Below are 20,288 nucleotides of genomic sequence, written 5' to 3' on the forward strand. Positions count from 1 at the left end.
GCGAGTTGACGGATTCCGTCACCAGCCTTCCGGCGGCTCCACGAAGGCCTTGCCGAGGTCACGCGTCAACGCGAGGACCCGGCGCATCCAGTCCGGTGTCGCGCCGGCGAGGCCACAGGCCGGGGTCGGCACGGCGCGTTCGGCGAGGACGCTGCGGTTGAAGCCGAGCCGGTCGGCCAGCCGGAACGCCGGCTCACCGACGTCTTTCAGGCTCAGCGGGGACGCCGGCGCGGTGGTCGGGACCGCGCCCAGGAAGAGTGTCGCGCCGCCGTCCCAGACTTCACCGATCTCGTCGAGGAAGGCCGCGGAAGCACCGTCGAGGACGGCGAGGTCGAAGGCCAGCGCGTCCGCGCCGGCCGCACGCAGCAGACCGAGCGGCGGTTTCGCGGCGCAGCAGTGCAGGATCACCGGGCCGCCGGTGATCTTCTTCGCGCCGTCGATCACCGTGGCGAGCAGGTCGCGGGCCTCGGGCTCCGGTACTGCCGAAACGTTCCCGTAGCCGGACGGCGTCGACAGTCCCCCGGCCAGCACCGTGGGCAACGACGGCTCGTCGAACTGGACGACCACCGGCGCCCCGGTCCGGGCCTGGACCTCCGCGACGTGTTCGGCGAGCCCGTCCAGCAGGGACGACGTGAAGTCCCGCAAGGCGCCGCGATCGGTGAGGACCCGGTGGCCGCGGGGCAGCTCGATCCCGGCGCCCAGCGTCCACGGGCCGGCCAGCTGGACCTTGAAGGCCGGCGGTGTGGCACCAGCCGTCTCCCGCGCCTCCTGGACGGCGTCGAGATCCCAGCGCAGCAGGTCGACGGCCCGGCGGTGGTCGTGACCCGGCCGGGCAGCAACGCGATAGCCGCTCGGCACGACCTCGATGGCCAGGTCCACCAGCAGCGCAGCGGTCCGGCCGAGCATGTCGGCGCCGACACCGCGGGCCGGAAGTTCCGGCAAGTGCGGGAAGTCGGGCAACTCGCCGAAGACGACCGCGGCCGCCTCCGCGGCATCTGTGCCCGGCATCGAACCGATCGCCGTCGCGGCACCCATGGGCCAAAGTCGCTCAGTCACGACCACTGATTCTGGTCGACCACGTGTCCACGGCGCCGACCGGGCTGCCGCGATGCAGACATTCGCCGCATTTCCTTCTACGAGCACCATCGGCGGGTTCACGCGGATAGGCTGACCGGCCATGACGAGTTCGCCACCGCAGCCGGGCTGGTACCCCGACGCGCGGGACCCCCGTCTGCACCGTTGGTGGGACGGACAGACCTGGACGGCCAACACCCGACCGGCCCACCAGGCGCCGCCACCGAGCGACTCGACGCCGATCGAGCTCGACATCGAGCTCGGCCACGACCCGTCCCGCATCCAAAGCCAGGTCGGCCGCGCGACGCGTGGCCGCGGCAGCGGGCGAACCGGTGGCGGGACGCTGTTCACCGAGCCGATCCTGGTGGTCAACCAGCGGGCCAAGCTGATCGAGATGGCCAACGAGTTCGGCGTCTTCGACCAGCAGGGCAACCGGCTCGGCGGAGTCGTCGAGGTCGGCCAGAGCACGTTGAAGAAGGCGATCCGCCTCCTGACCAAGTACGACCAGTTCCTGACCCACAAGTTCGAGGTCCGCGACGCCAACCACAGCACCGTGCTCAAGGTGACCCGGCCGGCGAAGGTGTTCAAGTCGCGTTTCCTCGTCACCAGGGCCGACGAAACCCCGATCGGCGAGATCGTCCAGGAGAACGTCTTCGGCAAGATCCGCTTCGGCTTCGTCGTCGACGGCCGCCCGGTCGGCGGGATCTTCGCGGAGAACTGGCGCGCCTGGAACTTCTCGATCCGCGACCACGCCGACACCGAAGTCGCCCGGGTGACCAAGACCTGGGGCGGTTTCGTCAAAGCTGCCTTCACCACTGCCGACAACTACGTCGTGGAGATCCCCCACCCGCTGCCGGATCCCCTGGCCAGCATGGTGGTCGCCGCGGCCCTCACGATCGACACCGCCCTGAAGCAGGACGCCGACTGAACGAGTGACCGGCGTCTCAGCTTCTCCAGGTGGACAGCGGGCCCGGCACGGCTCAGGGTGAAGAAAGGCCGGGACGCCGAAGTCTCGCCGGGACGGAGGTCACCGTGGAACCGTTGCCGGAAAGCAGCGACAGGAACTGGACCGAGCCCGGAATCTACGAGGTCTCCGCCGGCGTCTACCGGATCCCGTTGCCGCTGCCCAACGACGGCCTGCGCGCGGTCAACGTCTACGCGGTCACCGATGGCGAGAAACTGGTCCTCGTCGACTCGGGCTGGGCATTGGCCGAAGCGCGGCAACAGCTCGCGGACGCCCTCACCGGCATCAACGCCGAGCTCGGCGACGTCAGCGAGTTCCTCGTCACCCATGTGCACCGTGACCACTACTCCCAGGCTGTCGTCCTTCGCCGGGAGTTCGGCTCGAAGATCGCCCTCGGCCAGGACGAAGAGCCGTCACTCAAGGTTTCGGGCAATCCCGACCGGCTTCCGATGGAAGCCCAGATCGACCTCCTGTTCCAGGCCGGCGCGGGCGAAGTCGTCGACGCGTTGGCCCGCGACTTCGGAACGAATCGGCGACACACGGAGGCCGACCTCTGGGAGGCGCCCGACGAGTGGCTCACTCCGGGACCTCGCCCGATCCTGCCCGGACGCGAGTTCGACGTCGTCGCCACTCCAGGACACACCACCGGGCATGTCGTTTTTGTCGACGAGACCGCCGGCCTGCTGTTCTCCGGTGATCACGTGCTGCCGCACATCACACCCTCGATCGGCTTCCAGCCCGTCCCGGCCGAGTTGCCGCTCAACGACTTCATCGCCTCGCTACGCCTGGTGCGCGCCATGCCGGATCGTCGCATGCTTCCCGCGCACGGTCCCGTGTCCGAAAGCGTGCACACGCGGGTCGACGAGCTGCTGGAGCATCACCGGCAACGCCTCGAGACGATGGGCTCGCAGATCGCGGCCGGCGCAAGCACCGCATTCGAAGCCGCTCACCGGATCGGCTGGACTCGCCGCAACCGCAAACTGTCCGAAATGGACTCGTTCAACCAGACCCTCGCCGTCCTGGAGACCGCGGCACACCTCGACCTGCTGGTGTCCCAGGGCAAACTGACCACGCAAGCCGTCGACGGTGTTCGGCACTACTCGATGCCCTGAGCAACTCGACCACCCCGGGTAGCCGACTCGTCGCAGTTACACCACTCGACCGGCTTCCTGCATACTGGGCGAAATGGATGTCATCAGACGTGCCCGCGCAACGGACATCGAGGCGCTCGTGCGCCTGTTCGGCGCACCGGGTGAGCCGTTGGCAGCCGCGCTTCGAGAGCTCATGACCACGCCGCACGTCACGCTCGTCGTGGCCGAGGACGACAACGGCGTCGCGGGGACGGCCCAACTGACCGTGCTGCGAGGACTCGCCTGGGAAGGCGCCACGCGTGGCCTGCTCGAAGGCATTCGCGCTGTCCGGCGTGGCGTCACCAGCGCTCTCCTGGCTTGGGGAATCGACGAAGCTCGCCGGCGAGGCTGCACGCGGCTCCACCTGGATTCGGGGCTCGCCCGCGCCGACCTGCGAGACTTCTACGCACGCTTCGGGTTCGCACACAGCTACCAAGGGTTCACCCGCGCCCTGTGATACTGACGCCGTGATCGACTACACCATCCGCAGGGCGCAGCGGGACGACATTGGCGCGATCGTGCACATGCTGGCCGACGACCAGCTCGGCGCAACCCGCGACGATCCCGCAGACCTTGCCCCCTACCTGCGAGCCTTCGAGGAGATCAACGCAGATCCGAACCAGCTTCTGATGGTCGTCGTAGCCGGCGGCGAAGCTGTCGGAACCCTTCAACTGACGATCATTCCCGGCCTGGCCAGGCGTGGGGCACTCCGCGGCCAAGTCGAGGCAGTGCGGATCCGCTCCGACCACCGAGGCTCCGGACTCGGCGGGGATCTCATGCAGTGGGCGATCGACGAGTCTCGACGCCGCGGATGTGCACTCGTGCAGCTCACCTCGGACGCCTCCAGGACGGAGGCTCACCGCTTCTACGAGCGCCTCGGTTTCGAACCGAGCCACACCGGCTTCAAGCTCAAGCTCTGAGCAGCTGAATTCTCGATACCCCATACGTTTTCCGTCTGTCTACATCGGACATAATTCGGATCGAACCTCCCTCGGAATCGACAGCGCACTCGCGCGCATCCGCGAACGATCCCGAATCAATTCGAGTACGTCAAGTCGCGGAGGGCGCGAAAGGGCCGTTCGCGCCCTTCCGTCACCCTTTCTTCCGAACCTCGGTGACTTTTCTTGCGAATCGCCGTACGGTCGCGCTCATGACCCCTTCACAACCACTCCGCAAGCTCACCCCTCCTACGGCATCCCAGAATCCGCACGACATGCTTCCGGGCACACTGAGATCGGTTCGCGCCGAGCCGGATGCGTTGCAGCGCATGAAAGACGAGGAAGTCGTCGATGTCATCCGCGACACCGACGCGGAGATCTCCAAGCTGCAGGCCGTTCAGCTACGGGCGATCGCGGACCTGAGTGTGCGCAGAAGACGGGCGCCCAGCGCAGCCTCGGAAGTGGCTCTCGCGTTGTCCGTCACGGAACACCGTGCCAGTGCAATCGTTTCCGCGGCAACCGCACTGATCGCACGCCTTCCCCGCATGCTGAACCTCATGGATAGCGGGAGGCTCGACCTCTACCGCGCCATGAAGGTCACCGATGCGACGTCATGGTTGTCCGGAGATCACCTGCGCATCGTCGACGCGATGCTCGAGGACCGGGTTCCGGGACGGAACGCGACCCAAGTTCGCCGAGCCGCGGCTTATGCGGCCGCCAAGGCCGACCCGGAAGGAGCTGCGCTCCGCAACGAACGAAAGCTCAACGAGCGGCGGCTCGCGCTGCATCACCAGGACACCGGCGTGACACATGTGTCGGTCAACAACGCACCGACTGACAAAGCGACAGCCGCCTACGCCCGCATCGACCGGGCCGCGCGGGCACTGAAGACTCCGGACGAGTCTCGAACGCTGGACCAGCTCCGAGCAGACGTTGCCATCGACCTGTTGCTCAGCGGCACCGGCGGCCCGAGCGAGCGTACCGAGGTGTTCCTGCACATCGACCTGGCAACCTATCTCGGCCTGAACCAGTCGCCGGCGGCTCTGGCGGGCCGCGGGCCCATCGCAGCGCCAGTTGCCCGCCGCATCATCAGCGGACCCGATACCACGCTGCGGCGAGTTCTGACCGACCCACGCAACGGCCAGGCGCTGGAGCTTTCGCCTACGCGTTACCCGCTCACTCCGGCGCACGACGAGTTCATCCGGGTTCGGGACAGGGAGTGCCGGCAGCCCGGATGCATACGTCCCGCACAGAGTTGCGGGATCGAGGCGACACGAGCGCAAGGTGAGCCAGACGAGGTCGCGGCTCAGCCGGTCACCTACTGCTCGCGACACCGCAAGCTCAAGGGCCAGCCTGACTGGGACTACGCAGTCGCCCCTGACGGCACCGTGAACGTCGCGACACCAGGCGGCCGAGTGCACTCGACAACAACGCCGTCGATGCACTCCGGCCGACGGCGTGCCCACAAGGCCCGCAGGAAGCCACGGAGGTGACCAAGCGTCAGCGTGTGCTCGAGATCTTCGCGCTGCCGAGTACGACGTCCCCGTTTTCGGAGTCCGGTCGGTAGAGAACGACGACCTGGCCAGGCGCGACTCCGCGCAGCGGCTCACGTAGGTGCACCGACATCGTCTCGGAGTCGACGTCAGCAACCGCATCGACGATACCTCCGTGCGCCCTGACCTGAACCACGCACTCGGTCGGCTCGGTCAGCGGCCGGCCACTCGGCCAGATCGCGCGATCGGCTTCGATCGCGGTGACGCCAAGCCCAGCTGCGGAGCCGACCTTGACGGAGCCGGAGACCGGTTCGAGCGAGAGAACGTAACGAGGACGGCCGTCCGGTGCCGGAGCTTCGATCCCGAGGCCCTTGCGCTGCCCGACCGTGAAGCCATGTACCCCGGTGTGCCGACCGAGCACCGCGCCCGTTTCGGCGTCCACGAGCTCGCCCGGATGCTGTCCAAGGCGGTTCTCCAAGAACTTCTTGGTGTCACCATCGGGGATGAAGCAGATGTCGTGACTGTCCGGCTTGTTGGCGACGGACAAGCCGCGTCGCTCCGCCTCGGCCCGCACCTCCGTCTTCCACGAGTCGCCCAGGGGGAACATGGCGTGGCTGAGCTGCTCCGCGGTCAGCGAGGCCAGCACGTAGGACTGGTCCTTGCCACTGTCCACGCTTCGGCGTAGCTCGGGCACGCCGTCCACGACCGAAAGTCGCGCGTAGTGGCCCGTCGCGACCGCGTCGAACCCGAGCGCCATCGCCTTTTCGAGGAGAGCCTCGAACTTGATCTTCTCGTTGCAGGTGACACACGGATTCGGCGTGCGACCGGCGGCGTATTCGCCGACGAAGGTCTCGACGACCTCTTCGGTGAACCGCTCCGCAAAATCCCAGATGTAGAACGGGATTCCGAGAATATCGGCGGCTCGCCGGGCGTCGTGCGAGTCCTCGATGGTGCAGCACCCGCGCGAGCCGGTCCGCAAGGTGCCTGGTTTGGCCGACAGCGCCAGGTGCACGCCGACAACGTCGTGTCCGGCGTCGACCGCGCGTGCCGCGGCGACCGCCGAATCCACTCCTCCGCTCATCGCGGCCAAAACCCGCATTGCCTTACACCTCTTGCTTCTGGGTCTGCTTACGCATCCCGGCCAGGCCGGCCTGACGGGCGCGCGTGACGACTCCGCCGATCTCGGCCGCCACGGCATCAATGTCCGCGGCGGTGGACGTGTGGCCGAGAGAAAAACGGAGAGAACCACGAGCTGCCGCCGGGTCGGCACCCATGGCAAGCAACACGTGGCTTGGCTGGGCGACTCCAGCCGTACATGCCGATCCCGTCGAACATTCGATGCCCTTGGCGTCGAGCAACATCAGCAAGCTGTCGCCGGCGCACCCGGGGAACGTGAAGTGGGCATGGCTGGGTAGCCGCTCGCCGGATCCGCCGTTGAGGACGGCGTCGGGGACTGCACGCTGGATGGTCTCGATGAGCCCGTCTCGGAGCTCCTCAAGGCGCTTCGCGTATTCGGCTTGGGTCGTGACGCTGGCTTGGACCGCAGCGGCAAAACCGACGATGGCCGGGACGTCGAGAGTGCCCGATCGGACGCTCCGCTCCTGGCCGCCGCCGTGCAGCACGGGCACGCAGGTCACGTCGCGTCCGAGGAGGAGGGCTCCCACCCCGAACGGACCGCCGAGCTTGTGTCCGGTCAGCGTGAGGGCTGCGGCGCCGCTCGCTGCGAAGTCGACTGGAACCGCGCCAACAGCCTGGACCGCGTCGGTGTGGAGCGGAATGTCGAATTCCGCGCAGACTGCGGCGAGTTCGGCGATCGGATTGATCGTTCCGACCTCGTTGTTGGCCCACATCACGGTTGCCAGCGCCACCGTTTCGGGTTCCGCGGCGATCGCGGCGCGGAGGACCTCGGGTGAGACTCGGCCCTGGCTGTCCACCTCCAGCAGCGTGACCTCGGCGCCGGAGTGGGATTCGAGCCATTCGACGGTGTCGAGCACCGCGTGGTGCTCCGCGGCACCGCACAGGATGCGACGGCGCTGCTCCTGCTCGTCGTGGCGGGCCCAGTAGATGCCCTTGACCGCGAGGTTGTCGCTTTCGGTGCCGCCGCCGGTGAAGATCACTTCGGAGGGGCGGGCGCCAAGCGCCTCAGCGATCGTTTCGCGGGCTTCTTCGACCAGGCGGCGGGCTCGGCGGCCCGAAGAATGCAGCGCCGAGGCGTTGCCCACGGTGGACAGCGCCTCAGTCATCGCCGCTATGGCGTCGGGCAACATCGGAGTGGTCGCCGCGTGGTCGAGATAGGTCATCGCCCCTTCAGGGTAGTCCGCTCCAGCGCGTGACGAAGCCCACCCTGGCCCGAGAAGTGGGCTGTCACACCTTTGACGGCCACCGCCCCGTCAGCCGGACGCCCAGCAGCGCGAGTGCCACCAAGGCCGTCGTGAGCAGGGCCATCGCCGGGGACGGGGCGAAGACCGAGCCCACGACACCCAGCAGGACGCCGCCCAGACCGATGAGCAGCGCCGAGCCCACCCAGTCGGCGAGCTGCATCGCCGAGGTGTTGAAGCCTCGCTCACCTTCGGGTGAGTAGCGGAGCAGAAGAACCGAGATCGCCGGCATCGCGATGCCCATGCCGGCGCCGCCGACCGCGCAGGCCACGAACGCGGTCCAGCCGGGGAACCAGGGCTGCGATACCAGCCCGAAAAGGACCAACCCTGCCGCGACCAGCCAGAACCCCGTGCGCAAAGACGCCTCTCGCGACCAGTTCAGAAACCGGCCTTGGGCCGCCGATGCCGCGGACCAGCCCAACGCTGTGATCGTCAGCGGCAGGCCGGCGAGGGCCGGGCTGTAGCCGTGGACCGCGCTCATCGTCAGGGGCAGGTACGCCTCCATCCCGGCATACGCGCCGGCGATCAGTGCGCGCGAGGCGACGACCGTCGGCAGGCCGGGGCGCGAAGACAGCGTCCCGACCGGCAGGAGCTTCCGGAGCGCGTAGCCCAAAGCCACGAGGCCGACCAGGCCGTAGCCGAGCGCGAGCAGCGACTGGTGCTGGGCCGCCCAGGTCAGGGCCGCCACGCCGAGTGCGGCGATGATCGCCTGGGGCACGCTCGCGCGGGGACCGTCGGCGGCGGGCGTGTGCGTCGGCAGGCGGCGGACGACCACCACCAGCATGACCACGCCGGCGACCACGAGCGGGACCAGGCCGAGGAAGACCCAGCGCCAGCCGACGCTCACCGTCAGGACGCCGGCCGCTGAGGGGCCGATGACCGCCGGCAGGACCCAGGCCGCGGCGTTCGCTGCATAGATCACCGGGCGCTCGTGGTCGGTGAACGTCAACGCGATCAGGAGCGAGACCGAGACCAGGAGCAGACCCGAGCCGAAGCCCTGCAGCGCGCGGCCGAGGAGGAACGTCGGCATCCCGGTCGCCGTTCCCGCGACGACCAGGCCGGCCGCGAACAGCACCGGACCCGCAAGCAACGCCGGGGACGGACCGCGGCGGTCGCCGATCCGGCCTGAAAGCACCGTGGCCACGACGCTCGAGATCAGGAAGATCGTGAACGGCCACGAGTACAGCGACAGGCCGTGGAGCTCGGCGACCAGCGTCGGCATCGCCGTCGCGACGCCCATGTTCTCGAATGCGACCAAAGTGACCACGAGCAGCAGCGCGATCGTCGTCAGCCGGTGTTCCGCGCTCCACAGCACACTTCGGCGACCAGGGGCCGAGTCGATCGTCGAGGTCATGATCCGAAGCGTGCAACCTCCAGCCCGCTGGAGGTCAAGCCGGTTCAGGCGGATCGGTGCGTCACCGGTTCCAGCCGCAGGTCACGGGCGAGCGCGGCGGCCTCGCCGCGAGAGCTGACGTCGAGCTTGTCGAGGATGTTGCGCACGTGGAACTTGACCGTGTGCTCGCTGAGCTGCAGTTGTTCGGCGATCTGCCGGTTGCGCAGGCCCTGCGAGATTCCGGACAGCACCTCGAGCTCGCGCGGGTTGAGCCGGTCGAGGGGACGCAGCTCCGGCGGCTCCGCGACGCCGAGCGGGAGGACCGCGGTGACCGTCGTGCCCCAGCCGGGCACGGCGTCGACCTCCCAATGGCCGCCGAGGGTCGTGAGGCGCTCGGTCAGGCCCCGGGCCGGGACCGCGTCGGCGACCTCGGGACTGTCGTCGCGGACGGTGATCCGGAGCACCGATCCGTCCGGCCGCCAGGACGCCCGGAGGCGCGTGGTCGCGGAACGGTCCAAAGCCGCGAGCACCAGGCCGCGGGTCAGGGTCCGCGCCGTGTGGGCGATGTCCTGTGGGAGGGACGCGTCGCCGACCGGGTCAACCAGGTCGACATCGACGTCGGTGTGGCGCACGAGGTCGGCGAGCTGGGTCTTGAGCACCGCGAAGGCCGCGCCCGCCTGCTCCGCGGACAGGGCCTGGTCGCGATCGACGACACCTTTCAGCTCCAGCAGCGCGTCGGCGGCGAGGTCGACAGCGGTGCGACGGGCGACGGTGTCGGAGAGCCGTCCCGAGCGGAGGACCGCCAGCAGCGTGGTCAGGGTCGCTGCGTGGGTCTGACCCAGGTCGGTGATCGCCTGGGCTCGCGCGGTCGCCGCGGCGAGGTTGCTGGCCAGGATGTCCGGGCCCGGGTCGGTCGCGCGCTGGCCCGCGTCGGTGCTGAGGATGTGCCACAGCTGCCCGGCCAGCTCCAGCTCCGCGGGCGGCAGCTCCGAGCTCTCCGGCACGACGGCGAGGACGGCGCCCTTGCCGACAGGCGGAATCGAAGAGAGCAGGACGAGACGCCGTTCGACGCCTCCGAGGACGCCGTCCACCACCAGCGCCCGGCCCGGCTCACTGCGCTCGACCAGCCGCTGCAGCTCGACGCTGGTCACCGCGCGGGCGATCGTCTCGTCGCCGACGACCTTGATCGGGCTACGGGGACAGTCGCCCGTCTGCATGGCGGCCGCGTGGTGCGGGATCAGCTTGCCCAGCTCGGTGGAGAACCGGTGGAGCAGCTGAGGCCGCGGAGCCGACAGCAGCCGCTCGACGACGCCCAGCACGTGTCGCGGATCCGACCAGGATGCATCCATGCCGTCCAACGTAGGCGGACTCCGGTTGGGACGACCTGCTCGTCCGGCTAGTGAACACTGCTCGTCCGGGTGGTTCGGCGGGCCCGCCCGGCGGGTTGACTCGCTGAGGAGGACATTCGAACACCGAAGATCACCGAACGAGGAGCGCCGAAACACCATGCGAGCGATCACCTTCTCCGCCTACGGCGGGCCGGACGTCCTGCAGCTGTCCGAGGTGCCGGTGCCGGAGCCCGGTCCGGGCCAGGTTCGGCTGGCCATCCGGGCCGCCGGCATCAACCCGATCGACTGGAAGATCCGCAGCGGCGCCATGCAGCAGAACTTCGGCGTCTCCTTCCCGCACACCCCCGGTCTCGAGGTGGCCGGGGTCGTCGACGCCGCGGGCAAGGGCGCGGAGTTCGCCGTCGGTGACGAGGTCTTCGGCTGGTCCGAGACCGGTGCCTACGCCGAGTACGCGCTGGCGAAGACGCTCGCGCCGAAGCCCGCGAGCCTGTCGTGGGCGGACGCGGCCGCGCTGCCGGTCGCCGGCGAGACCGCGCTTCGCGTCCTCGGACTGCTCGACGTCCGCGAAGGCGACACTCTGCTGATCCACGGCGCCAGCGGCACGGTCGGCCGGTTCGCCGCGCAGGTGGCCGTCGCCCAAGGGGCAACTGTCATCGGCACCGGCGGAAGCCGAAGCCTCGACGACCTGAAGTCGCTCGGCGTCGTGCCGGTGCTTTACGGCGACGGCTGGGTCGAGCGGGTCCGCGAAGCCGCGGCAGGGCCGGTGGACGCCGTGTTCGACGCCGCCGGGCACGGGGTGCTGCCCGGGTCCGTCGAGCTGCGGGGCACCAAAGATCGGATCATCACCATCGCCGACGCCGCCGCGTTCGAGCTGGGCGTCACCTTCTCCAGCGGCGGCGAGCAGTCGCGCGAGGTGCTCACCGGGATCGCCGGCTGGGTGACCGACCGCGGCGTCGGCATCGCGCAGGGCAAGAGCTACCCGCTGGCGGAAGCGGCGGCCGCGCAGACCGAGAGCCAGGGCGGGCACCCCGGCGGGAAGCTCACGCTCGCCGTGAGCTGAGCGTTCGCCGGATTTCGGCAACACGCGCAAACGGGCCTGTCATCCACGATGACAGGCCCGTCGTCGTCAGAAGAACCGCAACCCGGGCCCGTCGCCGGATCGCGGCGACCGGGCCCGGATCACTTCGCGGGAGGCGAAGCCAGGGGCGCAGGGCGCGGGGCCCGGCTGCGCTGCTGGGCCGGGATCTGGACCGTGCCCAGCGCGGAATGGACGGCCGACTCGGCGAGAGCTGCCAGTTCGCGGCGGGTCTCCGCCCGGCCCGGGGCGATCTCCGGGCAGATGTGGACCTCCAGCACCAGGCCGCGCAGGGACGCGACCCGCCGCAGCGACGCGATCAGCGACTCGGGGCCGATGAACGCCGGACGGCTCGTCTCGCGGCCGTCGGCCAGGCGGTAGCGCAGCGCGATCGGACGGACCGGGACACCGCCGTCGATGGCCGCTTGGAACGTCGCGGTCGTAAATCGACCAGACGCCAGGCCGCACCACGTCGTCCCCTCCGGGGTGACGCTCACCAGCGAGCCCGACCGCAGCGCCTCGGCCAGCTCGGTCATCGTCGCGGGCAGCGTCTTCAACCGCTCGCGGTCGAGGAAGATGCTGCCGCCGCGACGGACCAGGACGCCCAGCACCGGCCAGCTCGCGATCTCCTTCTTGGCCAGCGCGCGCATCGGCCGCAGCGCGTTGATCGCGACGATGTCCAGCCACGAGATGTGGTTGTTGACCACCAGCGCGCCACGCCCGGCCGGCGCGGTGCGGAAGTCGGCGCCGCCCCGGATGTCCAGGCGGACGCCGAACGCCCGCAGCACGCCCTGGAAGATCAACCGGACCCGGTACTCGCGGCCCCACGAGACCAGCAGCAGCGGCGCCGTCGCCAGCGCCGCGAGCACGACGAGGATCGCCGCGGTGAAGCGCAGCACTCGTCGCGGGAAGCCGACGACCGGGTCACCTTCGGTCAGGCAGCCGTCGCCGCAGGGCGACGTCGGCATCCAGGCGTGGCTCATACCTGGACCCCGAGGAAGAACTTCAGGTACCGCTCGTCGACGTTGTGCAGGTCGAGCACGACGAAGAAGTCCGCGACCCCGAAGTCGGCGTCGAGCGCGGGCGGGCCGTAGGCCTTGGCGCCCAGGCGGACGTAGCCCTTGATCAGCGGCGGCAGGATCGAACGAGCGGGGCGTTCGATCCCCGACGCGTCCCACGGGATCAGCGGCGAGACGCGGGTGGCTTCGTCCGAGTAGTGCTTGGTGCGCAGGACGTCCCAGACGCCGGCGGCGAACGAACCACCGTCCACCAGCGGGACCGACGCGCAGCCGGCGAGGTAGCGGTGGCCGGAAAGCAGCATGTAGCGGGCGATGCCGGCCCAGACCAGGCTGACGACGGCGCCGCTGCGGTGGTCCGGGTGCACGCACGACCGGCCGGTCTCGACCAGGTGCGGCCGCAGGCTGTCGAGCGCGCTCAGGTCGAACTCGCTGTCGGCGTACAGCTTCCCCGCCTGGGCGGCGCGCTCCGGCGGGAGCATCCGGTAGCAGCCGACGATCTCGCCCGTGTTGTCGTCGCGGACCACGAGGTGGTCGCAGAACTGGTCGAACTCGTCGACATCGAGCCCGGGCTGCGGTGAGTGCAGGCGCGCGCCCATTTCCTCGGCGAAAACCCGGTGACGCAGCTTCTGCGCCGCAACCACTTCTTCGTTCGCGTGAGCGACGAGGAGGGAGTACCGGGGGGCGTCCGCGGGGAGCTCGGCACCCGCCTGATCAGTGCTGACGAGAAGCTGTGACGTCGTCATGGTCAAGGTTTACCTGCGCGGAGGAAACCGCGGAGAGTGCCATCCGATGACCGATTAGTGCACGTTCAGTTAATTGCGGGTTCTCAGGCTTCTCTCAGGTCACAGAGACGCGCGAAGGGCCTTCCGGGCGTACCCGGAAGGCCCTTCGGACGTACAATCAGCCCTTGCGCTTCTCGACCGCTTCGGTCAGCTGCGGCGCCACGTTGAACAGGTCGCCGACGATGCCGAAGTCGGCGATCTCGAAGATCGGCGCCTCCGCGTCCTTGTTGACGGCGATGATCGTCTTCGACGTCTGCATGCCGGCGCGGTGCTGGATCGCCCCGGAGATGCCGAGCGCGATGTACAGCTGCGGCGACACGGTCTTGCCGGTCTGGCCCACCTGGAACTGCGCCGGGTAGTAACCGGAGTCGACGGCGGCACGCGACGCGCCGACGGCAGCGCCGAGCGAGTCGGCCAGCTTCTCGACGACGTCGAACTTCTCCGCCGAGCCGACACCACGGCCACCGGAGACCACGATCGAGGCCTCGGTCAGCTCCGGCCGGTCACCGCCGGTCACCGGCTCGACGCCCGTGATCTTGGTGGACTTCGCCGCGTCGACCGCGGGGACCTCGACGGTCTCCTCGGCCGCCGCGCCCTCGGCGGGCTCGGCCTCGACCGCGCCCGGGCGGATGGAGACGACCGGAGCGCCCTTCGCGGCCTTCGACTTGACCGAGAACGCGCCACCGAAGATGGACTGGTCGATGACGCCGTCGCCGTTGACTCCCACGGCGTCGTAGATCAGACCGGAGCCGAGCCGGACGGCCAGCCGCGCGGCGACCTCCTTGCCCTCACCGCTGGCGGTGACGAGCACGGCGGCCGGGGACGCCTGCTGCGCGAGCGCGGCGAGCACGTCCACCTTGGGCGTGACCAGGTAGTTCGCGGCGTCGTCGCCTTCCGCGACATACACCTTCGCGGCGCCGTGCGACGCCAGCGCCTGCTTCGCCTTGGCGGCGGTCCCGGTCGGGCCGACGACGACAGCCGACGGCTCACCGAGCGCGCGGGCGGCGGTCAGCAGCTCGAGCGTGACCTTCTTGACCTCACCGTCGACGTGGTCGACGAGGACGAGTACTTCAGCCATGTTCTTGGATCCTCCTCGAAGAGCCGTTGTCAGATGAGCTTCTGGCCGACCAGGTACTCGGCGACCTTCGTGCCGCCGTCACCCTCGTCCTCGACCTTCTCGCCGGCGGTGCGCGGCGGCTTCGGCGAGGACTCGGTCACCGTGGACCACGCGTTCGCCAGGCCGACCTCACTCGCGTCGACACCCAGGTCGGCGATGGTGAACGTCTCGACCGGCTTCTTCTTCGCGGCCATGATGCCCTTGAAGGACGGGTAGCGCGGCTCGTTGATCTTCTCGCCGACGCTGACCACCGCGGGCAGGTTCGCCTCGAGGTGGGTGAGGCCGTCCTCGGTCTCGCGGGTCGCCTTGATGGTCGAGCCGTCGACCGTGACCTCGCGGGCGTAGGTGACCTGCGGCAGGCCCAGCAGCTCGGCGAGGATCGCCGGGACGGCGCCACCGCGGCCGTCGGAGGACTCGTTGCCGGCGATGATCAGGTCGTAGCCTTCGACCTTGCCGATCGCGGCGGCGATGACCTTCGCGGTGGCGATGGCGTCGGAGCCGTGCAGCGCCTCGTCGGAGACGTGGATGGCCTTGTCGGCGCCCATGGACAGCGCCTTGCGGATGGCGTCGGTCGCGCGGTCGGGGCCCACCGAGATCACGGTGACCTCGCCCTCGCCGGCTTCCTTGATCTTCAGCGCTTCTTCGACGGCCTTCTCGTTGATCTCATCGAGGACGGCGTCGGCGGATTCGCGGTCAAGGGTGTGGTCGGACCCGTTGAGCTTCCGCTCCGAGTAGGTGTCCGGTACCTGCTTGACCAGGACGACGATGTTGGTCATGGGTCTTCTTCGACCTCCCGGTTGTGGCCCGCGGAAGCACCACGGGTCAGTGCTCTACTGGCCGGTAGATTAGGGGCATTCGGCCGCCAGGACCCGCCGAGGTGACGCCATTCACCTGGATGCGCAATCTAGTGGGACCATCGTCCCGGTAGTCGACCGGTTACCCCACCCGAACCGCCGTTCGTCCGATCGGACCAACTACGGCCTACTCGCAGTAGGTCGTTAGGGGTTAACCTCCCGCACCATGCCCGCGCGCATCGCCGTCATCACCGACTCGAGCTCCTGCCTCCCCGACCTCGTCGCCTCCCGCTGGGCCATCGGGGTCGTCCAGATCCAGCTGAACATGGGTGGTCATTTCGACGACGAAAACCGCTTCGAACGCGGCGAGGTCATCGACGCGATGAGAGCCGGGCAGACGATCACCACCTCGCCCCCGGACCCGGGGGCGTTCTTCTGGACCTACCAGGAAGCGGCCGCCTCGGGCGCGACCGCGATCGTCAGCGTCCACATCTCCGGCCGCATGTCCGACACCGTCCGCGCGGCCCGGGAGGCCGCCCAGCAGGTCCGCATCCCCGTGCACGTCCTCGACAGCCGCACCACCGGCATGAGCCTCGGCTTCGCCGCCGTCTCGGCGGCCCGGGCGGCCGCGGCCGGTGCGGACGCCGACCGCGTCATCGAAGCCGCCGAACGCCGGTGCTTCACCAGCACCGAGTTCATCTACGTCGACACGCTGGAGTACCTCCGCCGGGGCGGGCGGATCGGCGCCGCGCAGGCCATGGTCGGCACCGCGCTCTCGATCAAGCCGCTGCTCACGGTCAAGGACGGCGAGGTCGCGCCGCTGGCCCGCGTCCCCGGCACGCGGCGGGCCCTGGCCAAGATGGTCGACCTCGCGGTCAAGAAGTCCGGCGGTTTCCGCGCCGACATCGCCGTGACGCGCTTCGGAGCGAGCGACCACGAGCTCGAGATCGGCCGGCAGATCGAACGCCGGGTGCCCGCGATGGCCGAGAGCATGGTCGTCGAAGCGAGCACGGTCATCGGCGCGCACCTGGGCCCCGGCGCGCTCGGCATCACGGTGTCGCCGGTGTACTGACCCGGCGTCCGGGGACCACCAGGAGGACGAGCGGCACCAGCACGGTCAGCCCCGTCAGCGCGATGATGAGCACCTGGTCGATCGTTTCGAAATGCGACACGTGCCCGAGGTGGTAGAAGAAGTGCGGCACGCCGTAGAGCAGTGCTGCGACCGAAGCCAGCCGGGCCGCGGCTGTGGTGCCGATCACGGCGGCGCCGATCAGCGTCGCCGCGAGCGCCAGGTTGAGCCCGCCGAAGTCGCGCAGCAGGTGCTCGTTGAAGGGGCCGTCCATGGAGACCCAGCCCGTCCGGACGCCGGGAAAGTCCTGGTAGAAGCCGGTTGGTGTGATCAATGGCCATAGCCCGATCGGGACCTCGATCAGGCCGAAGAGGACGAGCAGAACGCGGGTGATTGTCCGTTGCATGACCACGGAACGACACGGCCGGGCCGGACGTGACAACCGCTAGGGTCGCGGAGGTGACCACCCCAGCCACCCGGGCCGAGGCGCTGCATCTGACCGGCGAACGGACCGTCCCCGGCATCCCCGAGGAAAATTACTGGTTCAGGCGCCACGAAGCCGCGTACGCCGCTCTCGTCCCTTTTTGCGCGAACGCGACGGTGCTCGAAGCCGGCTGTGGTGAGGGTTACGGCGCCGGGCTCATCGCCGCCGCGGCCCGCCGGGTGCTCGCGCTGGACTACGACGTGCCGACCACCGAGCACGTCGCCCGCCGCTACCCCGAGGTCGACGTCGCGCGGGCGAACCTGGCGTTCCTGCCGGTGCGCGACGCCGTGGTCGACGTCGTGGCCAATTTTCAGGTCATCGAGCACCTGTGGGACCAGGCCGGGTTCCTCGCCGAGTGCCGGCGCGTGCTCAAACCGGGCGGAAAACTGCTGGTCACGACCCCGAACCGGCTGACGTTCACCCCGGACAGCGACACACCGCTGAACCCGTTCCACACCCGCGAGCTCGCGCCGGCGGAGCTGGCCGGGCTCCTCACCGACGCGGGTTTCGAGGTCGAGACCCTGCACGGCCTGCACCACGGCGAGGCCGTGCGCGCGCTCGACGAGCGGTACGGCGGTTCGATCATCGACGCCCAGCTCGACGTCGTCATGGGCTCGCTGCCGGGTCAAGCCGTCTGGCCGGCGGCGCTGCTCGCCGACGTCGCCGCGATCGAGGCCACAGGCTTCACCATTCACGGCGAAGACCTCGACGCGAGCCTCGACCTGGTCGCCGTGGCGGTGCGCCGATGAGCGAAGGCACCTTTTGCCTGGTCGTGCACAGCCACCTGCCGTGGCTGCCGCACCACGGGAGCTGGCCGGTCGGCGAGGAATGGCTGTACCAGGCCTGGGCGCACTCCTATCTGCCGATGGTCGACCTGCTGGAGCGCTTCGCCGCCGAAGGCCGCCGCGAGGTGCTGACCCTGGGTGTGACGCCGGTGCTCGCCGCGCAGCTCGACGACCCGTACAGCATCCGCGCCTGCCACGACTGGCTCGGCGACTGGCAGCTGCGCGCCCAGCACGCGTCGACGCTGTGGCGAGGTGACCCGCTGTTGCGCGAGCTCGCGGCAGCCGAATACCGGACCGCGGTCCGCGCGGCCGACGAGCTCGGCACGCGCTGGCGCCACGGCTTCTCCCCCATCCTGCGGTCGTTGGTCGAAAACTCGACGATCGAACTCCTCGGCGGGCCGCTGGCCCACCCGTTCCAGCCCCTGCTCGACCCGCGGGTGCGCGAGTTCGCGCTGAATGCCGGTCTCGCCGACACGGCGCTGCGGCTCGGGTCGCGGCCCGAGGGAATCTGGGCGCCGGAGTGCGGCTACGCGCCTGGTATGGAAAACGACTACGCGGCCGCGGGCGTCCGGCGCTTCCTGGTCGACGGCCCCTCGCTGCGCGGCGAGACCTTCGCCGCGCGGCCGGTCGGCGACACCGACGTCCTCGCGTTCGGCCGGGACCTCGAAGTCACCTACCGGGTCTGGTCGCCGAAGGCCGGCTACCCCGGCCACGTCGCTTACCGCGACTTCCACACCTGGGCGCACGAGGTCGGGCTCAAGGCGTCGCGGGTCACCGGCAAGACGGTCGAGCCCGCGGACAAGGCGCCGTACGACCCGTCGCTGGCCGCGGACATCCTGGGGCTGCACGTCAAGGACTTCGTCGACACCGTGGTGACGCGGCTCCGTTCGCTCAAAAAACAACACGGGCGCGAGGCGCTCGTGGTCGCCGCTTACGACACGGAACTGTTCGGGCACTGGTGGCACGAAGGACCGGCCTGGCTGGAAGGCGTGCTGCGCGCGCTGCCCGAGGCCGGGGTCCGGGTGACGACGCTGAAGGGCGCGGCCGAAGCCGGGCACGTCGGCGAGCCGATCGACCTCCCAGCGTCGTCGTGGGGGTCGGGCAAGGACTGGCGCGTCTGGGACGGCGAGCAGGTCAAGGACATGGTGGCCGCGAACACCGCGATGCAGCGGCGGCTGCTCGACCTCGTTGCCGGTTTGGCGACCACGGCCCGCGACACCGTCGCCGACCAGGCCGTCGCCGAGGCGATGCTGGCGCTCGAGAGCGATTGGGCGTTCATGGTCACCAAGGACTCCGCCGCCGACTACGCGCGGCGCCGCGCGGCGGTGCACACCGAGCGCTTCGACGCCTTGGCCGATTTGCTGCGACGCGGCGACCGCGCACGGGCCGAGGAGCTGGCGGCCGCCTACCGCGCCGACGACGGACCGTTCGGGCACCTCGACGCCCGGGCGCTGAAGCACGATTGAAAGGGACTCACCGGATGGGGATCCACGAAATTCCGCTCAAGACCCTCGACGGCCAGGACAGCTCGCTGGGCGCGCTGACCGGCAAGGCGCTGCTCGTGGTCAACGTCGCCTCGAAGTGCGGCCTGACCCCGCAGTACTCCGGCTTGGAACGGCTCCAGGAACGCTTCGGCGGCCAGGGCTTCTCCGTGGTCGGTTTTCCGTGCAACCAGTTCGCCGGCCAGGAACCGGGCAGCGCGGAGGAGATCCAGACGTTCTGCTCGACGACTTACGGCGTCACGTTCCCGCTGTTCGAGAAGATCGACGTCAACGGCGAGGACCGGCACCCGCTCTACGCGGAGCTGACCAAGACCTCGGACGCCGACGGCGAGTCCGGCGACGTCCAGTGGAACTTCGAGAAGTTCCTGATCGGCTCCGACGGTGCGGTTCTGGCCCGGTTCCGGCCGCGCACCGAGCCGGAGGACGACGCGGTCGTCAAGGCCATCGAAGCCGCGCTGCCGGCGTGACACGGGGCGGGGACCTCGTGTCCCCCGCCATTCCCGGAATTCACCGGATCGACGGGTTCTTGCGGCCATCCGGGTACCACGGAAACAGTACCGAAAATGATTTCCATGATCCGGTCGGGCGGATCACGGGTGATCAGCCTGCCGTTTTCCCCGCTCCGCACCGAATACTTTTCACGACGCCATTCCGGCGCCGAAGTGCGGAGAAGGGATCATGGGATGACTACCTCCAGGCGACGGGCCGCGCTGGCCGCGTTCCCGGTGGCACTCGGGCTGCTGCTGGCCGGCCCCGCGGTGGGCACCGCGTCGGCCGCGCCGTCCTCCGACGCGGCGAGCCAGGCTCGCCACTGCTTGCTGTGCGTCGGCCACCACCATCACCACGGGCACATCCACATCCTGGGCCTGCACCTCGGCCTCTGGCTGCACCTCTAGGTCCCGGTCGTGGGGGGGGGGGGGGGGGGGGGGGGGGGGGGGGGGGGGGGGGGGGGGGGGGGGGGGGGGGGGGGGGGGGGGGGGGGGGGGGGGGGGGGGGGTGGGG

21 protein-coding genes are annotated in these 20,288 nt (G+C 69.7%); 11 read left to right on the forward strand and 10 right to left on the reverse strand.

The annotated features are described in order from the left end of the window. Window positions 1-18: 18 nt before the first annotated feature. Window positions 19-1,056, reverse strand: a complete 1,038-nt coding sequence (locus tag ACZ63J_RS43660) for a methionine synthase (protein ID WP_465408065.1) — start codon at window positions 1,054-1,056, stop codon at window positions 19-21. Window positions 1,057-1,177: 121 nt separating this feature from the next. Here ACZ63J_RS43660 and ACZ63J_RS43665 point away from each other — a divergent pair, with 121 nt between their 5' ends. The 5 genes from ACZ63J_RS43665 to ACZ63J_RS43685 all read left to right on the forward strand — a co-directional run bounded on the left by ACZ63J_RS43665 (window position 1,178) and on the right by ACZ63J_RS43685 (window position 5,599). Next, window positions 1,178-2,002 carry an LURP-one-related family protein gene (locus tag ACZ63J_RS43665; RefSeq protein WP_465408063.1) on the forward strand — a complete coding sequence of 275 codons (825 nt, stop codon included), beginning with the start codon at window positions 1,178-1,180 and terminating at the stop codon, window positions 2,000-2,002. 104 nt (window positions 2,003-2,106) lie between these two features. Beyond that, window positions 2,107-3,150 (forward strand): MBL fold metallo-hydrolase, encoded by a 1,044-nt coding sequence (locus ACZ63J_RS43670; RefSeq protein WP_465341942.1) that lies wholly within the window; start codon window positions 2,107-2,109, stop codon window positions 3,148-3,150. A 73-nt stretch (window positions 3,151-3,223) separates the two neighbouring features. Beyond that, window positions 3,224-3,625 (forward strand): GNAT family N-acetyltransferase, encoded by a 402-nt coding sequence (locus tag ACZ63J_RS43675; RefSeq protein WP_465408061.1) that lies wholly within the window; start codon window positions 3,224-3,226, stop codon window positions 3,623-3,625. Window positions 3,626-3,635: 10 nt separating this feature from the next. Next, the gene (locus tag ACZ63J_RS43680; protein WP_465408058.1) at window positions 3,636-4,088 is read left to right on the forward strand and encodes a GNAT family N-acetyltransferase; all 453 of its coding nucleotides are present in this window, start codon (window positions 3,636-3,638) and stop codon (window positions 4,086-4,088) included. A 230-nt stretch (window positions 4,089-4,318) separates the two neighbouring features. Next, window positions 4,319-5,599 (forward strand): DUF222 domain-containing protein, encoded by a 1,281-nt coding sequence (locus ACZ63J_RS43685; RefSeq protein ID WP_465408057.1) that lies wholly within the window; start codon window positions 4,319-4,321, stop codon window positions 5,597-5,599. Window positions 5,600-5,606: 7 nt separating this feature from the next. Here ACZ63J_RS43685 and mnmA read toward each other — a convergent pair whose 3' ends face one another. The 4 genes from mnmA to ACZ63J_RS43705 form a co-directional block, all read right to left on the reverse strand. Next, on the reverse strand, window positions 5,607-6,698 hold the full coding sequence (gene mnmA / locus ACZ63J_RS43690) for a tRNA 2-thiouridine(34) synthase MnmA (protein ID WP_465408055.1): 1,092 nt from the start codon (window positions 6,696-6,698) through the stop codon (window positions 5,607-5,609). A 4-nt stretch (window positions 6,699-6,702) separates the two neighbouring features. Next, window positions 6,703-7,899 (reverse strand): cysteine desulfurase family protein, encoded by a 1,197-nt coding sequence (locus tag ACZ63J_RS43695; protein ID WP_465408053.1) that lies wholly within the window; start codon window positions 7,897-7,899, stop codon window positions 6,703-6,705. Between the two features lie 64 nt (window positions 7,900-7,963). Next, complete coding sequence (locus ACZ63J_RS43700) at window positions 7,964-9,331, reverse strand: MFS transporter (protein WP_465408051.1); 1,368 nt, start codon at window positions 9,329-9,331, stop codon at window positions 7,964-7,966. Between the two features lie 44 nt (window positions 9,332-9,375). Further along, window positions 9,376-10,659 carry a helix-turn-helix transcriptional regulator gene (locus ACZ63J_RS43705; protein WP_465408049.1) on the reverse strand — a complete coding sequence of 428 codons (1,284 nt, stop codon included), beginning with the start codon at window positions 10,657-10,659 and terminating at the stop codon, window positions 9,376-9,378. A gap of 157 nt (window positions 10,660-10,816) precedes the next feature. Between ACZ63J_RS43705 and ACZ63J_RS43710 the strand changes: the two genes are divergently transcribed. After that, on the forward strand, window positions 10,817-11,719 hold the full coding sequence (locus ACZ63J_RS43710; RefSeq protein WP_465408047.1) for an NADP-dependent oxidoreductase: 903 nt from the start codon (window positions 10,817-10,819) through the stop codon (window positions 11,717-11,719). A gap of 119 nt (window positions 11,720-11,838) precedes the next feature. Here ACZ63J_RS43710 and ACZ63J_RS43715 read toward each other — a convergent pair whose 3' ends face one another. From ACZ63J_RS43715 to ACZ63J_RS43730, 4 genes are all read right to left on the reverse strand, one after another. Beyond that, window positions 11,839-12,717 (reverse strand): lysophospholipid acyltransferase family protein, encoded by an 879-nt coding sequence (locus tag ACZ63J_RS43715; protein WP_465408045.1) that lies wholly within the window; start codon window positions 12,715-12,717, stop codon window positions 11,839-11,841. After that, window positions 12,714-13,496: a GNAT family N-acetyltransferase gene (locus ACZ63J_RS43720; RefSeq protein WP_465310233.1), complete on the reverse strand. Its 783-nt coding sequence runs from the start codon at window positions 13,494-13,496 to the stop codon at window positions 12,714-12,716. The genes ACZ63J_RS43715 and ACZ63J_RS43720 overlap by 4 nt, the downstream gene beginning before the upstream one ends. Window positions 13,497-13,653: 157 nt before the next feature. Beyond that, window positions 13,654-14,613, reverse strand: a complete 960-nt coding sequence (locus ACZ63J_RS43725; protein WP_465341931.1) for an electron transfer flavoprotein subunit alpha/FixB family protein — start codon at window positions 14,611-14,613, stop codon at window positions 13,654-13,656. A 29-nt stretch (window positions 14,614-14,642) separates the two neighbouring features. Continuing rightward, window positions 14,643-15,428 carry an electron transfer flavoprotein subunit beta/FixA family protein gene (locus ACZ63J_RS43730; protein WP_465408043.1) on the reverse strand — a complete coding sequence of 262 codons (786 nt, stop codon included), beginning with the start codon at window positions 15,426-15,428 and terminating at the stop codon, window positions 14,643-14,645. Window positions 15,429-15,672: 244 nt separating this feature from the next. On the opposite strand from ACZ63J_RS43730, the gene ACZ63J_RS43735 reads away from it, so the two are divergent. Next, the gene (locus ACZ63J_RS43735) at window positions 15,673-16,518 is read left to right on the forward strand and encodes a DegV family protein (protein WP_465408041.1); all 846 of its coding nucleotides are present in this window, start codon (window positions 15,673-15,675) and stop codon (window positions 16,516-16,518) included. Here ACZ63J_RS43735 and ACZ63J_RS43740 read toward each other — a convergent pair. Continuing rightward, window positions 16,496-16,921, reverse strand: coding sequence for a hypothetical protein (locus tag ACZ63J_RS43740; protein ID WP_465341928.1), 426 nt, complete (start codon window positions 16,919-16,921; stop codon window positions 16,496-16,498). The genes ACZ63J_RS43735 and ACZ63J_RS43740 overlap by 23 nt on opposite strands. A 53-nt stretch (window positions 16,922-16,974) precedes the next feature. Here ACZ63J_RS43740 and ACZ63J_RS43745 point away from each other — a divergent pair, with 53 nt between their 5' ends. The 4 genes from ACZ63J_RS43745 to ACZ63J_RS43760 all read left to right on the forward strand — a co-directional run bounded on the left by ACZ63J_RS43745 (window position 16,975) and on the right by ACZ63J_RS43760 (window position 20,182). Further along, window positions 16,975-17,748, forward strand: coding sequence for a class I SAM-dependent methyltransferase (locus tag ACZ63J_RS43745; RefSeq protein WP_465408039.1), 774 nt, complete (start codon window positions 16,975-16,977; stop codon window positions 17,746-17,748). Beyond that, entirely contained in the window at window positions 17,745-19,250 is a 1,506-nt protein-coding gene (locus ACZ63J_RS43750) for a 1,4-alpha-glucan branching protein domain-containing protein (protein WP_465408037.1), read from the forward strand. The genes ACZ63J_RS43745 and ACZ63J_RS43750 overlap by 4 nt, the downstream gene beginning before the upstream one ends. Window positions 19,251-19,264: 14 nt before the next feature. Beyond that, the gene (locus tag ACZ63J_RS43755) at window positions 19,265-19,753 is read left to right on the forward strand and encodes a glutathione peroxidase (RefSeq protein WP_465408035.1); all 489 of its coding nucleotides are present in this window, start codon (window positions 19,265-19,267) and stop codon (window positions 19,751-19,753) included. Between the two features lie 216 nt (window positions 19,754-19,969). Next, the gene (locus ACZ63J_RS43760) at window positions 19,970-20,182 is read left to right on the forward strand and encodes a hypothetical protein (RefSeq protein WP_465408033.1); all 213 of its coding nucleotides are present in this window, start codon (window positions 19,970-19,972) and stop codon (window positions 20,180-20,182) included. The last annotated feature ends 106 nt before the right edge of the window (window positions 20,183-20,288 follow it).

It is taken from the genome of Amycolatopsis sp. NPDC104863 (assembly GCF_055582965.1).